Genomic DNA, 12,405 nt, shown 5'->3' with positions numbered 1-12,405 from the left:
ATACATTAACGACAAAAATGTACCATAAATTATTATTTATGTCCACTCCAATTGGTTCACTAGGTTCAGGATTGGGTGGCGGAGTGGAGTTGACCCTCTCTAACATTGCCAAAGAGATGCTGCGGCGAGGAAACAAATTAGAAATAGTCGCCCCCCAAGGATCTGTTAGCAGTTCATTACCTATTAAAGAAATTCCCGGAGAACTCCAGATCCCAGCCCAGAATCAGACTCGTACTGAGCCAATTTTTATCCCAAAAAATTCTGTTCTAGCGAATATGTGGGATTATGCTCGCCAAGTGCAAGCAGATTATGATTTGATTGTGAATTTTGCTTATGATTGGCTACCACTATATTTAACACCATTTTTTAACCGTCCGATCGCTCATCTCATCAGTATGGGTTCTTTAACAGATGTTATGGATCACATGATTGAACAGGTAGCAAATAATTTTCCAGGTACTATTGGCGTTCATGGTCAAACCCAGGCAGCTACTTTTACATTTGCAGATAAATGTAGATGTTTAGTAAATGGTTTAGATTTGTCTGTTTATCAGTTTTGTAGTCAACCTGGTTCTTACCTGGCTTGGGTAGGTCGCATAGCACCAGAAAAAGGGCTAGAAGATGCTGTAGCAGCAGCGAAAATTACGGGTATGCCGATGAAAATCTTTGGATTAATACAGGATGTACCCTACTGGGAGCAAATTTGTCAGGAATACCCTGATGCCCCGATAGAATATGGAGGATTTTTACCAACACATGAACTTCAACAAGAATTAGGTCAGTGTCGAGCATTAATTATTACTCCCAGATGGATAGAGGCTTATCCAAATGTCGCACTAGAGGCACTTGCTTGCGGTGTGCCTTTGATTAGTTATCGTCGGGGTGGTTTAACAGAAATTATTCAAGAAGGCAAAACTGGCTTTTTAGTGGAACCTGATAGTGTCCAAGGATTGGTAGAAGCTATTAAGCGTCTGGCTGAACTTGACCGCCAAGCTTGTCGCCAGAAAGCAGAAACTGAATACTCTTTAGAAGCTATGGGCGATCGCGTAGAAGAATGGTTTCAAAAAATCCTGAAAAAATGAATAATATTTGCGCTTAACTATGGCGCGATTGCTAATATTCCTGCATCCCCATCTAAAGTTACCTCTACACCCACGGGTAAAGCCGCATTGGGATTATCATGACCAAAAGGCAAATCGGAGACAACAGGAATACCCAAATCACCTAAGCGATCGCGCAATACTTCTTCTACACTAAAACTAGATATATTTGGCGGCGCTTCACAGCGAGTAAAACCCCCCAAAGCAATACCGCAGACTTGTGAAAAAGCACCACTCAAACGCCACTGTGTCAGCATCCTATCGATGCGATAAGGTGCTTCTGTAACATCTTCCAACGCCAGAATTACACCATCAAGATGTGGCAGAATTGGTGTACCCAAAAGGTGAGTAGCTACTGTGAGATTACCTGGTAACAAAGTGCCAGTAACCACACCACCACCCCAACCGCAACCTTTAAGAGGCGTGAAAGAACTAGCTTCTACCCAATCAAATAATCGCTTAATTGACCAATCTGACTCATCTACCAAAGTTGTCATTACCGGGCCGTGAACGCCGGAAATTCCTGCTGTATAAAGGCTCCATAATAAAGCTGTAATATCAGAAAATCCTATGAGCCACTTGGGAAGCCCTGATGACCAGTTCCAATCTTCTAAGATGCGGGTGCTGCCAAAACCGCCTCTGGCACAAAGGATACCACGACAATCGGGATCTTGCCATGCTGCTGCTAGTTGTTGACGGCGGGTTTCGTCTGTACCAGCTAGATATCCCCATTTATCATCTATCTGGGGACTGATTTCTAGTTTGTAGCCACGCGATCGCCAAATTTCTATACTTCGTTCAAATGCCTCAAATTCTCGCAAAGCACCACTAGGGGCAATTACTCGTAGTAAGTCTCCAGGTTTTAAGGGCGGTGGTAAGATTTTGGCTGGCATGAAAAAAGTTAGGAGTGAAAAGTATAATATTAACAATGATGCAACTGTGTTAACAATACAACAACTTCATCAATTGCCTGTCGCACAACTGTTGCAGATTGATCCGACTGATTTACGATAATACTAAAAACTAGCGGCTCATACTTCGGCGCATTCAGATATCCAGATAGAGAAACTACACCCGTTAATGTACCTGTTTTTGCTTGTACAATACCCTCAGCAGGTGTATCTTGAAAGCGACCCTTCAGAGTTCCACTTTTACCCGCCACGGGTAAAGATGCGCGATATATATATGCTGCTGGTGTTTTTGCCATTCCCCGCAAAGTTTGTACAAAAGCTTCTGGTGTTACTAAGTTACGACGTGATAAACCTGAACCATCCACTAAAATATAATTTGCTGGATCAACTCCTAATTTAGTTAAACTTGCTTTGACAACCTCTAAACCGACATCAGCACTAGTTTGATTTTTTAATCTGGGTTTGTTTACAGCTAATGCTCTCAGCAGTGCTTCAGCATATAGATTATTACTATTTTGAAGAGTTTCCATTAATAATTCAGATAAAGGTGGCGACTCTACAAATGCTATTTCTTGTTGATTCACACCACCATTTATTACTAATGTTTGTCCCAAGGTAATTTTTTCTGTTGCCAAAGCAGTACGGAAACGCCGTAAGAAGTAATAATTAGGGTCAACTACAGGTAAATCTATTAAAGACGGTTCAGAATTTGTTGTCAGTTGTCCTTGAATTCGTAGTACTGTTCCTGATAATTCGCGGGTAACATTGACATAGCTTGGTTGATTTTGGGGAACGGTTACTGACTGATTGATTATCCGCCACTGTTTTGCCTCGCCAGGATCAATCCACACTACTTGCAAAGATTTACCTACAGCCTGCGGTACAAGTTTGAAGCTAAAAATATTTTCATTCAGTATAAAGCTGCTGACTGGTACGCCATCACTTGATTGCACATCTTCCCATTGCCAGGTGGGGTTAACAATATCCCCTTGAATATAACTATCATCAGCGATCAATCGCTGAATTTGAGTAATACCTTTCTGTTTTAGCTGTTGTGCCAATGTTTGCAGTTGAGTATCGCTTAAGCTAGGATCTCCCCTACCGACAACACGTAAAACACCATTGCCATTCTGATAAATAGAGGTGCGAATCCGAAAATTAGCACCCAATTGCTGCAATGCAGCTGCTGTTGTCAGCAATTTGAGGTTAGACGCAGGAGTAAAATATTTCTCGGCATCTCGACTGTAAAGAGTTTGCCCAGTTGACAGGGGTTGTACCAAAATTCCCCAGCGCCCCCGACTAAATAAGGGACGATTGATTACAGCATCTATAGCTGTTCCCAGTTGGGTAGAGCAAATTGATTTTGTAGTGGTTGTTGGCGCGACTTGGGTTTGTGCTTTTGCAATAGAGCTAAATCCTATCTGGCTAGTGAAAAATATTAACAAAACACCCAGTGGTTGATTGAAAATCTTAAGTCTCACCAATTTTCCTTATCCCAAAGATAGATATTTTGACCTTGCCTACAACTTCTTTCCGGAGAGAGAAGAATTGGCTCAGTAAAGTTACTTAACTAGTATAGGGAAGATGTTCACATGTTTCATACGTGGGCGATCGCACAAACATAATTTATGGGACTACAAAATAGAAACCTAAGTCAACCTGCACATACAGAAATACGAAATCGAGGCAACGGTGTGAGTACATTTTTATCTGGTGTAGCTGTATTACTCTCTACTTTGGCTTTGGGATGTAGCGGCTATGTAGCTTATGAAGTTTTCACGTTACGGCAGACACTAAATGCTACTAATACAGTCAGTAACAGCCTTCCTACTCAAGTGCCAAGTCCTACAGCTACAACTTCTCCCCAAGCAACGGCCTCACCATCCCCAGCTAGTGCTACAACTTCAGCAATTAGCCCTGGTCAATTTGTACAACCTGCTTTTGGCAAAAAGGCAGAAGTTGAGTTACTTTCAGCAAAACGAATTAAAGATCCAGAAACTGGAAACCGTGATGTGGTAAATCTGCAAATGCGTATTCGTCGCCTTGCCACAGACGGAGTTGTTGGTAGCGATATTATATCTGTTGCTAGTACAACAGCCCGCAATCCTGAGACTAGCGTAACTTACAAAGGAGTTGCTCTTAATCGCTCAACAGGAACCGTTTCTTTGTTCCAAGTACGTCCACAAGCCTCCGCAGATGCTTATATCTGGCTAAGAGTTCCCGATGGTGTTAATAACTTGGACATTTTTGTGCCAGATACAGCCGCATTTAAAAATGTACCACTTTCTAATTAGTGGTCTATCGGATTAATTTTGATAACGTGCAAGATTCCCAACTTCTTCATGAAGTCGGGAATCGGAACAACTTAACTCAAACAAAATTATTTCATACTCTAAATTAGCAACCCCAAATTAAAGATGGTAGATGGCTGAGGTTGCAATTCAAAAAAGATTACTCCTCGTCTTCTTCCTCTTCTTCCTCTTCGTCTTCTCCGAACACTGCATCTATAAGTTCTTGTGCGCGTTCGTCTGAAATCTTTAAGGCTTCTTGAAGCTCAGAGATATAATCTTGTTCACTTTCGGGTACTTCTTCGTCAATCCCTACGACTAAAATAGCTGTGATGTATGCAGCTTCACGATAATTTCTATTGGGTAAGGATTCGATGGACTGGGCAATTAAATCTTCTGGTTCTTCTTCTTCAATCAAGCTGACGACTTTTTCGGTCAATTCTTCAAAGTCTTCTTCAGAGTAATCTTCAAATAAGTCAACACGGCCAAGAAATTCACTTAAAGCATATTCTTCTGTTGAAGAAATACCTTCACCATCAGCAGCTGCGGAAAATAACCCAAGGATTGCGATCGCAACTTCTGGTTCTAGAGCAACTGAACTAACACTACGGCCTTTGGGCAACTTGCGTTTAGACATAATTATCCTCTAAAAGTTACGTGATATTTCAGGAAGTCATATTTTGCGGTTTATCATGCTTCCTCGATTTATGATTCCCAAAATAATGCAGAAATATACATTGGGATGAATCTTTTTTTTCATAACAAATACGCAGATATAGCAATCCGATTTGATTTTTGTTCGCGAAGCGTGGCGTAGCTATACTTATTTGCGTAAGAGGTAATAGGGAATAGGCAATAGGTAAGAGGCAATAGGCAATAGGCAATAGGCAATAGGTAAGAGGCAATAGGTAAGAGGCAATAGGCAATAGGCAATAGGCAAGAGGCAATAGTCAAGAAACCTTTTTGAGTTGTAGTGATTTTTTTCAGAATGTAATGTTGGTGACAAATGTTGTAATGTTGATAACCAACATTGCAATGTTTCTTCTTAATGTTGTAATGTTGATAACCAACGTTGTAATGTTTCTCTTTAATGTTGTAATGTTGATGACTAACGTTGTAATGTTTCTCTTTAATGTTGTAATGTTGATGACCAACGTTGTAATGTTAGCTATGCATACTGTCTTGTAGAGAAGCGTTCCTGCTTTTTAGCGCAAACCAACAAACCCAATCCTCAGCCTTTTTTAGACAATTTTCCCAGCACTCAGCACTTTGCTATAGTCACAAAAACAAGCGATCGCCCTTGAGTTACAATAACACCTGCAAATACCTTGCAGAAAACTACCCTGGCAATTTTGACAGATGCAAGCAAGCATCTGATACCTAAACCAAATTTGACACTCAGGAGTTTTTTGTGCCTACTTTGAGAATTCTGCAACCTGGAGATGAAGCATCACTGGAGACATTTCTCTTACAACATACTGATACTTCTATGTTTTTGCGCTCTAATTCGCGAGCTGCGGGATTGCTTGACCAAGGTGCCAGATTTCAAGGAACTTACATAGCAGCCTACAAAGATCAAACTATAGTGGCAGTTGCAGCCCACTTTTGGAATGGGATGATCGTAGTCCAAGCCCCTGTACATTTGTCAGAGGTAGTGCAAGCAGTTGTGGCGCAATCTGGACGTGCTATTTCTGGAATTAGTGGGCCAGCAGCACAAGTCGAAGCGACAAAAAGCATTTTGGGATTTAGTCATCGACCGACTCAACTTGATAAGCCTGAGATATTGTTTTCTCTAACACTGCGAGACTTACAAATACCTCAAGCCTTAACATCAGCAAAGATGCAATGTCGTTTGCCACATCCAGAGGAGTTGGAATTACTCACCGAATGGTGTGCTGCTTTTGATGTGGAAACTTTAGGAGGAAGAGATACTCCCAGTTTAAGACCAGCTTGCCGTCTGGTAATTGAAGCCCGTCAAGCTACGGCTATGCATTGGGTTTTAGTCGCAGGAGATACCCCAGTATCCTATTCTGCTTTCAACGCTAGCCTACCTGATATTGTGCAAATTGGTGGAGTGTGGACACCGCCAGCGCTACGGGGTAAAGGCTACGCCAAAAGTGTGGTAGCAGGTTCGTTGTTAGATGCGCGATCGCAAGGAGTAAAACGTGCCATCCTATTTACAGGTGATAATAACCAAGCAGCCCAAGCAGTTTATCGAGGAATCGGCTTTTTGCCTACTGGCGAGAAGTATGGCTTAGTCTTATTTGAAGAAACTCAGGCTTGATAAATATTTATTGCGTTAAACACAATAATTGTTAAAGGCGCAAGACCTTACGCCCCAATACTTTTTGGTTAAGGGTGAAAGGAGAAAGGAAAAGGATTTGAATTTACCTTTCCCCTTTAACCTTTAACCTTTCCCCCAGACCAAAAAAGAGATTGTTGGGTTTATCCGAAAAGTATTGCCTTATGCCATTGCTATCCATTTATATTTCCCCTTTTTCTGGATTTGCTGGAATTGATTTTGTAGTCTTTACTGAAATTGATCGTAATACTTGAACTATGAGCCAGTATCGCTTCAAACAGTCATTTTCTGCTGATCCTAGCTTGAGCAATAAGCTTTTTGACTTGATGGAGGTCACATTTCCCGGACTCAGTAGTTTAGCAGAATGTGCAAAAAAACTAGGTGCATCCTGGGAAACAGCTTCAACTCCGTTTATCCGCTTTCATGATGATATAGCTATTACCCATGTGGGAGTGTTAGAAATTCCCATGCAAATAATGGGAGAAAGGCTGACTGTGGGAGGGATTCATGGAGTAGCTACCCGTGCAGAATTTCGTAGGAGAGGGTATTATCGTCAAGTGATGGCAGAAGTGTTGGAATATTGCGATCGCATTTACGAAACCCTAGTACTGACTACACCACAACCAGAGTTTTACTTACCTTTTGGCTTTCGTGTAGTCGAAGAACATATCTTCAAAGTTAAGTGTAACTCCACAGGTAGCACTGAAAGCTTCAGAACACTGGATTTTACAGATACGAAAGATTACACATTGCTACACAGACTTTTGGAAACACGCGCCCCTGTCTCTAATATAGTTGGCGTAGTCAAAGAAAAACCTGTGTTCTGTGTCAATGAAGGAAGTCGTCCTTTATACTATGCAGAAGATTTAGATTTAATTGCTTGTATGGAGATAGAAGATAGCCGACTTCATCTTTTCGATTTAGTTACAACGCAGATATGCCCTTTGAAGAATATTCTTGCTAAGATACCTCAACCCATTGAAGAAGTAGTGATTTACTTTAATCCAGAACTTCTCGATGTCAAAGATGTGGAAGCATTCACCCATGCATTTGATGAAACTGTGCTGATGGTTCGTGGTAAGTTTGCAGCCGAGGGCGAGAAATTTATGTTGCCGCGTTCTGCAAGGTGTTGAGTAGAGGAAAAAACAATTGAATCATAATAGAACTGAGAGTTTCATCATCAGGACTTCTTTATGATGTATCAAACTGACCCGCCGCGATCGCCAAAAGATGTATTGCCAACCATGTACGATCTTCCTAGTGAAGATCCAGAGGAACCTGGTTTGCCCGATCAATTTCATTTATTGCAACCTCGTCTGTTAGACGAAACCTTTCGTCCACAGAATTATTCTAGTGATGAAATATTTGTTGCTAGCGATCTGAATCTTTATTATGACCCGCGCCATCCACTGTGGCATAAGCGACCAGATTGGTTTGCCGTTTTAGGTGTTTCCCGTCTCTACGAACAAAGAGATTTACGTTTAAGTTATGTTGTTTGGCAAGAAGGAGTTCATCCTTTTATTGTGGTTGAGTTACTCTCTCCAGGTACTGAAAAGGAAGACTTGGGGCAGACATTGCGGGATATTAAGCAACCACCAGCAAAATGGGAAGTGTATGAACAGATTCTGCGTGTGCCTTATTATGTAGTATTTGATCGGTACAAATATAAATTAAGGGTATTTAAATTAGATGGCGGTCGTTATGCTGAGATAGCACTGCCAGAGTCGCGCTTCTGGATACCAGAACTAGAATTAGGCTTGGGTGTCTGGCAAGGACGCTATCAAGATGTAGAACAGCCTTGGTTACGATGGTATGATGGAACTCTCAATTGGGTATTGACTTCTACAGAACAGGAAAGTCAACGGGCTGAACGAGAAAATCAACGGGCTGAACAAGAAAGTCAACGGGCTGAACGAGAAAGACAACGGGCTGAACGTTTGATTGCACAATTGCGATCGCTAGGCGTTGAACCCGATGTAGATTAGCTTTTTGTCTACCTTATAGCCCTGCAAACCACTCATAGCCCTGATCTTCCCAATAGCCTTTTTTAGTAAGTAATAAATTGCTGACGAATGTAATTTGAGTTACCCACTTGCTTTGCTTATAGCCCAGTTTAATTGGAGATGCTAGGCGCATAGGCGCACCATTATCAACTGATAAGGGTTGTCCATTCTTTTGATAAGCCATGAGAGTTTGGGGATGTATAGCAGAAGCAAGATCCCAGCTTTCATAGTAGCCATCCGCAGATTTGAAGTAGACATAGCGGACATTTGACTTCGGCTGTACCAGCGCTACTAAATCTCGCAATCGCACACCTCCCCATTGAACGATCGCAGCCCAGCCTTCAACACAGATATGGCGAATTACCATTGAAGTCAAGGGCAGTTTTTGAATATCTGCCATGCTCAATTGCATTGCATTATTGACCTCACCATCAATTATTAAGCGAAACTGTGCCGGATCAATTTGCGGTCTGAAGTCAAAGGTATTAACCAGCAATTTATCTGCTTCTATGGCACTGACAGGAAATTCAGGTATAGGTTTTTGAGTTAAGAGGAGTGCTTCAAGACTTTGGTTTAGTGGTTCAGATATTTGATGCAGATTCTCTGAGAACAAATTTGTCCCACAGCCACCAAGAAGAAAGCCTACCCCAGAAAGTCCAGATACTTGCAATAACCGACGACGGGATAGGGTACGTTTGGGAAGAATCAGACTCATAGTAAAACCTGCAAGATGGATTGAGAAAACTTGCTATCTATAGCTTATAGCGATACATACGCCCAAATTGCACTCTACTCTCAATTTGGGCGTATGTATCGCTACAAAAACATGAGTGTTTATTAACTTTATTAATGATTTTTCCTGCGCGATCGCCATACTGCGATACGCTTGGGTTAAGGCTAAAAAATAAAACTGGTGTAAGTTGGGTTAAAAAACGAAACCCAATATGATCAAGGCTTTGTTGGGTAACACTAAAGTTCAACCCAACCTACGATTCTTCTTAACTTCTTGTGGGGTGGGCGACACAAAAGCCCGTATCCAAAGGCGCGCAAGATGCCCACCCCACAAAATTGGGTAATTTATTTGTTGGAAGTCCCTAACTGCTGTAAGTGTTGCTGAATCGAGGTATGAATTTGGATGTAGAGACGTTGCATTGCAACGTCTCTACAAGGATTTTTCATACCGCAATCAGTAACGCCCTGCTGTGAATATTTACGCAAATCTGATTATCATATCAGCGCTAATTAGCAATTAGGGTGGGCGCTGTTACCCACCCTCACACTCTTAACTTGCTACTGCTTCAGCAGGGGCTGCCTCAGCAGCAGTTATGGGTAAATAAACACTAACCTTTTTACGGGTTTTGCCCTTTCTCTCAAACATTACAACACCATCGATTAAGGCAAACAAAGTGTCATCGCTACCAATACCGACGTTGTTACCAGGGTGGAATTTAGTACCACGCTGACGCACGAGAATGTTTCCTGCACGTACAACTTGACCGCCATAACGCTTAACACCTAGACGTTGAGCATTAGAATCACGACCGTTACGTGTACTACCTGTTCCTTTCTTATGAGCCATGATTTCCTCTTGTGTATCTACTTCTTTTATTATTCAGCAACGGCTTCAACTTCTTCAGCAGGAGTCTCATCTATAACAGGAGTTTCCTTCTCCGGTTCTCCTTGGGCAGCAAACACTGCACCGTTAAGAGTGATGGAGTCAATCATAAGTCTGGTAATTTCCTGACGATGCCCCCGTTTTTTGCGGGTTTTCTTCTTCGGCTTCATTTTGTATACCAGGACTTTACGACCTCTGTAATGTCGCATTACAGTCCCTTCTACAGTTGCACCTGTTACTAATGGCTGTCCAATGGTAACTTCGCCATCGTGCTGCACGAGTAATACGGAATCTATTGTAACTTTTTCATCTGGTTCGATCGCCAGCAGTTCAATGTCGTAAAACCGCCCTGGCTCTACTCGTATTTGTTTGCCGCCAGTTTCAATAATCGCGTAGGTCATGGAATTGTCCTTGAGGTTGCCGTACAGGTAGCTGGTTTTGATCTCCTGTAGAGATGCTTTTGCCAGCCTTTGTAATATGTCTACCTGATCCGAGCAGGAATTAGACAGACAATCTAAAATTGTATTTTATTAATAGGCGTAAAGTCAAGCTGTAATAGGATTTTTTGCGTTTGGCATTGCTGTCTGGTCAATTTGAAGATGAAAAATCAGTTAATTACTCTGTGCGATCGCTTATTTTCCAAGAGTGGGGAAGAATGAGGCAACTGTAGTCATGAGTATATGTGTAGCCTATCGTAGACATTGCTCACTCGCACGAATGTAAATTGTATTTACAACAAATCAGAAAAAATACTTGTTAGATAAAAATTACTACTATCTTAGGGCTGAATCTACAAAAAATTAACATTAGTTAGTATTAGCTTAAAAGTTATATTTTTTTATCGAAATCAACACATTTTTCTTCTTTGTTTTAAGATGAAATGTAAGGTGTCTCATCTAGAAATTCTTTACAAAAGTTAGTGAATTCTGAAGAGTTAAACTATCACATTCAAACCTGATATTTCAAACAGGAGATTGATTGTCATGACACAGCAAAATGCTGCCCGACTTTTTCAAGCTGTCAAACAAGATCAAGCATTACAGCAAAGACTCAAAGCAACAGCTGATCCAGAAGCCTTCATCAAAATAGCTCAAGAGCGTGGCTATGATTTCACCGCCACAGAACTGGATAGTGAGATCAGTAAATTATCTGAAGAAGATTTAGCCGCCATTGTCAATCCAGGATGGGGGACTAGACGGCATATTTATCCTAGATAATTCTGTTATAGAAAACCGAACGTATAGGAACAACTGAATTGACAAGTTTTGCTCCTTAAGGGGATAGCGTTGCATCATCTCCTTTAGGGGCATTTTTGTTAAACGCAAGCTTCAAATCCTGGCTTCTTAGAAAAATTGGGGATCTCGTTATTCACGAATGATTAAGTATCACTATACAGTTCAGTTAAGAAAATAATCTGTTGATGTAAGGGAAGCAGGTTACAGCAGTAAATCTTAAGTAGTGGCGTGTTAAGGCTTTAGCCTACACATTACTAAATAAGATGGTGTATTAGGCGCTTTGATAATGTTTGTCGCTACAAATCATATCAAAAATATGCGCTTAACACACTCTAAAGTAGTTTTACTTTATCAAAGACCTCTTATCTATCTTCATAGGTAAAAGTAGAGAGAATAGCGAAAATGTCAGAAATCAGGCGAAGAGGACTAGTAGATACAGAATACCAACGATATGTGTTTAGTAAGTTCCAGTGATTTGCTTGTAACACCGTGCTATCACCATAAGTATAGATAATAACAGGACTTCTCTGCCTTTTAGCCTCATTAAATACGGCTTCAAAGTAATTAAAATCATTTCCTACTCCTAAAATTATAAGACTTTCATTATTTATATTGCTGATCTGCATAATATTAGTATTAAGAATTATAGGCTCTACTTTTTTGAATAATGGATTTTTTTTAATTTCTGCAAATTCAGCATTCATATCCCTATTGTTTTTATTGGGTGGGTCGAATATCTTAATTTTTCTATTCAAATTTTTAAATAATATTTTTCTCGTTTAAAAATAGTATTCAGAACTTTGTAAGTGATAAATGAACCAGTAGCTATCGAAAAAATGATTGTTAAGGTACCAATTAATAAGTCAAGATTACTTAGATTTTGATAAATAGTTTGACCGTTCATGCTTCATTTACTCCACTGAAAGGTGTTTTCGCTGCCTAACTGTCATC

At 40.7% G+C, this 12,405-nt stretch carries 13 protein-coding genes; 6 read left to right on the top strand and 7 right to left on the bottom strand.

All coding sequences use genetic code 11. The features are described from left to right. The first annotated feature begins 38 nt into the window (after positions 1 to 38). Positions 39 to 1,082 carry a glycosyltransferase family 4 protein gene (locus RMX98_RS17635; RefSeq protein ID WP_322678080.1) on the top strand — a complete coding sequence of 348 codons (1,044 nt, stop codon included), beginning with the start codon at positions 39 to 41 and terminating at the stop codon, positions 1,080 to 1,082. Positions 1,083 to 1,099: 17 nt separating this feature from the next. Here the strand turns inward: RMX98_RS17635 and RMX98_RS17630 are convergent, their stop codons facing one another. Together RMX98_RS17630 and dacB are read right to left on the bottom strand one after the other, a co-directional pair. Beyond that, entirely contained in the window at positions 1,100 to 1,993 is an 894-nt protein-coding gene (locus RMX98_RS17630; RefSeq protein ID WP_322678081.1) for an LD-carboxypeptidase, read from the bottom strand. Between the two features lie 29 nt (positions 1,994 to 2,022). After that, positions 2,023 to 3,465, bottom strand: a complete 1,443-nt coding sequence (gene dacB, locus RMX98_RS17625; RefSeq protein WP_409881336.1) for a D-alanyl-D-alanine carboxypeptidase/D-alanyl-D-alanine-endopeptidase — start codon at positions 3,463 to 3,465, stop codon at positions 2,023 to 2,025. A 240-nt stretch (positions 3,466 to 3,705) separates the two neighbouring features. On the opposite strand from dacB, the gene RMX98_RS17620 reads away from it, so the two are divergent. Then, complete coding sequence (locus RMX98_RS17620) at positions 3,706 to 4,305, top strand: hypothetical protein (protein ID WP_322678108.1); 600 nt, start codon at positions 3,706 to 3,708, stop codon at positions 4,303 to 4,305. Between the two features lie 157 nt (positions 4,306 to 4,462). Here RMX98_RS17620 and RMX98_RS17615 read toward each other — a convergent pair whose 3' ends face one another. Next, positions 4,463 to 4,936: a tellurite resistance TerB family protein gene (locus tag RMX98_RS17615; protein ID WP_322678083.1), complete on the bottom strand. Its 474-nt coding sequence runs from the start codon at positions 4,934 to 4,936 to the stop codon at positions 4,463 to 4,465. A gap of 774 nt (positions 4,937 to 5,710) precedes the next feature. Here RMX98_RS17615 and RMX98_RS17610 point away from each other — a divergent pair. The 3 genes from RMX98_RS17610 (at position 5,711) to RMX98_RS17600 (ending at position 8,586) form a co-directional block, all read left to right on the top strand. After that, positions 5,711 to 6,583 carry a GNAT family N-acetyltransferase gene (locus tag RMX98_RS17610; RefSeq protein WP_322678084.1) on the top strand — a complete coding sequence of 291 codons (873 nt, stop codon included), beginning with the start codon at positions 5,711 to 5,713 and terminating at the stop codon, positions 6,581 to 6,583. A 275-nt stretch (positions 6,584 to 6,858) separates the two neighbouring features. Further along, positions 6,859 to 7,734: a GNAT family N-acetyltransferase gene (locus RMX98_RS17605; RefSeq protein WP_322678085.1), complete on the top strand. Its 876-nt coding sequence runs from the start codon at positions 6,859 to 6,861 to the stop codon at positions 7,732 to 7,734. A gap of 63 nt (positions 7,735 to 7,797) precedes the next feature. Further along, positions 7,798 to 8,586 (top strand): Uma2 family endonuclease, encoded by a 789-nt coding sequence (locus RMX98_RS17600; protein WP_322678109.1) that lies wholly within the window; start codon positions 7,798 to 7,800, stop codon positions 8,584 to 8,586. Positions 8,587 to 8,599: 13 nt separating this feature from the next. Here the strand turns inward: RMX98_RS17600 and RMX98_RS17595 are convergent, their stop codons facing one another. From RMX98_RS17595 to rplU, 3 genes are all read right to left on the bottom strand, one after another. Next, positions 8,600 to 9,319 (bottom strand): molybdopterin-dependent oxidoreductase, encoded by a 720-nt coding sequence (locus RMX98_RS17595; RefSeq protein WP_322678086.1) that lies wholly within the window; start codon positions 9,317 to 9,319, stop codon positions 8,600 to 8,602. A gap of 567 nt (positions 9,320 to 9,886) precedes the next feature. Continuing rightward, the gene (gene rpmA / locus RMX98_RS17590) at positions 9,887 to 10,183 is read right to left on the bottom strand and encodes a 50S ribosomal protein L27 (RefSeq protein ID WP_099099325.1); all 297 of its coding nucleotides are present in this window, start codon (positions 10,181 to 10,183) and stop codon (positions 9,887 to 9,889) included. A 29-nt stretch (positions 10,184 to 10,212) separates the two neighbouring features. Further along, positions 10,213 to 10,620 (bottom strand): 50S ribosomal protein L21, encoded by a 408-nt coding sequence (gene rplU, locus RMX98_RS17585; RefSeq protein ID WP_322678087.1) that lies wholly within the window; start codon positions 10,618 to 10,620, stop codon positions 10,213 to 10,215. Positions 10,621 to 11,202: 582 nt separating this feature from the next. Here rplU and RMX98_RS17580 point away from each other — a divergent pair. Beyond that, positions 11,203 to 11,436, top strand: a complete 234-nt coding sequence (locus RMX98_RS17580) for a Nif11-like leader peptide family natural product precursor (RefSeq protein ID WP_322678088.1) — start codon at positions 11,203 to 11,205, stop codon at positions 11,434 to 11,436. A 380-nt stretch (positions 11,437 to 11,816) separates the two neighbouring features. Here RMX98_RS17580 and RMX98_RS17575 read toward each other — a convergent pair whose 3' ends face one another. Beyond that, positions 11,817 to 12,158: a hypothetical protein gene (locus RMX98_RS17575; protein ID WP_322678089.1), complete on the bottom strand. Its 342-nt coding sequence runs from the start codon at positions 12,156 to 12,158 to the stop codon at positions 11,817 to 11,819. Positions 12,159 to 12,405 lie beyond the last annotated feature (247 nt).

This window comes from Nostoc sp. DedQUE02 (assembly GCF_034531035.1).
Taxonomy (GTDB): domain Bacteria; phylum Cyanobacteriota; class Cyanobacteriia; order Cyanobacteriales; family Nostocaceae; genus Nostoc.
This window is presented reverse-complemented; position numbering and strand designations above follow the sequence as displayed.

What these genes read in the sequence shown, in the direction of transcription:
- RMX98_RS17635 (WP_322678080.1), top strand. Translation starts at nt 39, where the DNA reads ATGTCCACTCCAATTGGTTCACTAGGTTCAGGATTGGGTGGCGGAGTG.
- RMX98_RS17630 (WP_322678081.1), bottom strand. Translation starts at nt 1,993, where the DNA reads ATGCCAGCCAAAATCTTACCACCGCCCTTAAAACCTGGAGACTTACTA.
- RMX98_RS17615 (WP_322678083.1), bottom strand. Translation starts at nt 4,936, where the DNA reads ATGTCTAAACGCAAGTTGCCCAAAGGCCGTAGTGTTAGTTCAGTTGCT.
- RMX98_RS17605 (WP_322678085.1), top strand. Translation starts at nt 6,859, where the DNA reads ATGAGCCAGTATCGCTTCAAACAGTCATTTTCTGCTGATCCTAGCTTG.
- RMX98_RS17600 (WP_322678109.1), top strand. Translation starts at nt 7,798, where the DNA reads ATGTATCAAACTGACCCGCCGCGATCGCCAAAAGATGTATTGCCAACC.
- RMX98_RS17595 (WP_322678086.1), bottom strand. Translation starts at nt 9,319, where the DNA reads ATGAGTCTGATTCTTCCCAAACGTACCCTATCCCGTCGTCGGTTATTG.
- rpmA (WP_099099325.1), bottom strand. Translation starts at nt 10,183, where the DNA reads ATGGCTCATAAGAAAGGAACAGGTAGTACACGTAACGGTCGTGATTCT.
- rplU (WP_322678087.1), bottom strand. Translation starts at nt 10,620, where the DNA reads ATGACCTACGCGATTATTGAAACTGGCGGCAAACAAATACGAGTAGAG.
- RMX98_RS17580 (WP_322678088.1), top strand. Translation starts at nt 11,203, where the DNA reads ATGACACAGCAAAATGCTGCCCGACTTTTTCAAGCTGTCAAACAAGAT.
- RMX98_RS17575 (WP_322678089.1), bottom strand. Translation starts at nt 12,158, where the DNA reads ATGAATGCTGAATTTGCAGAAATTAAAAAAAATCCATTATTCAAAAAA.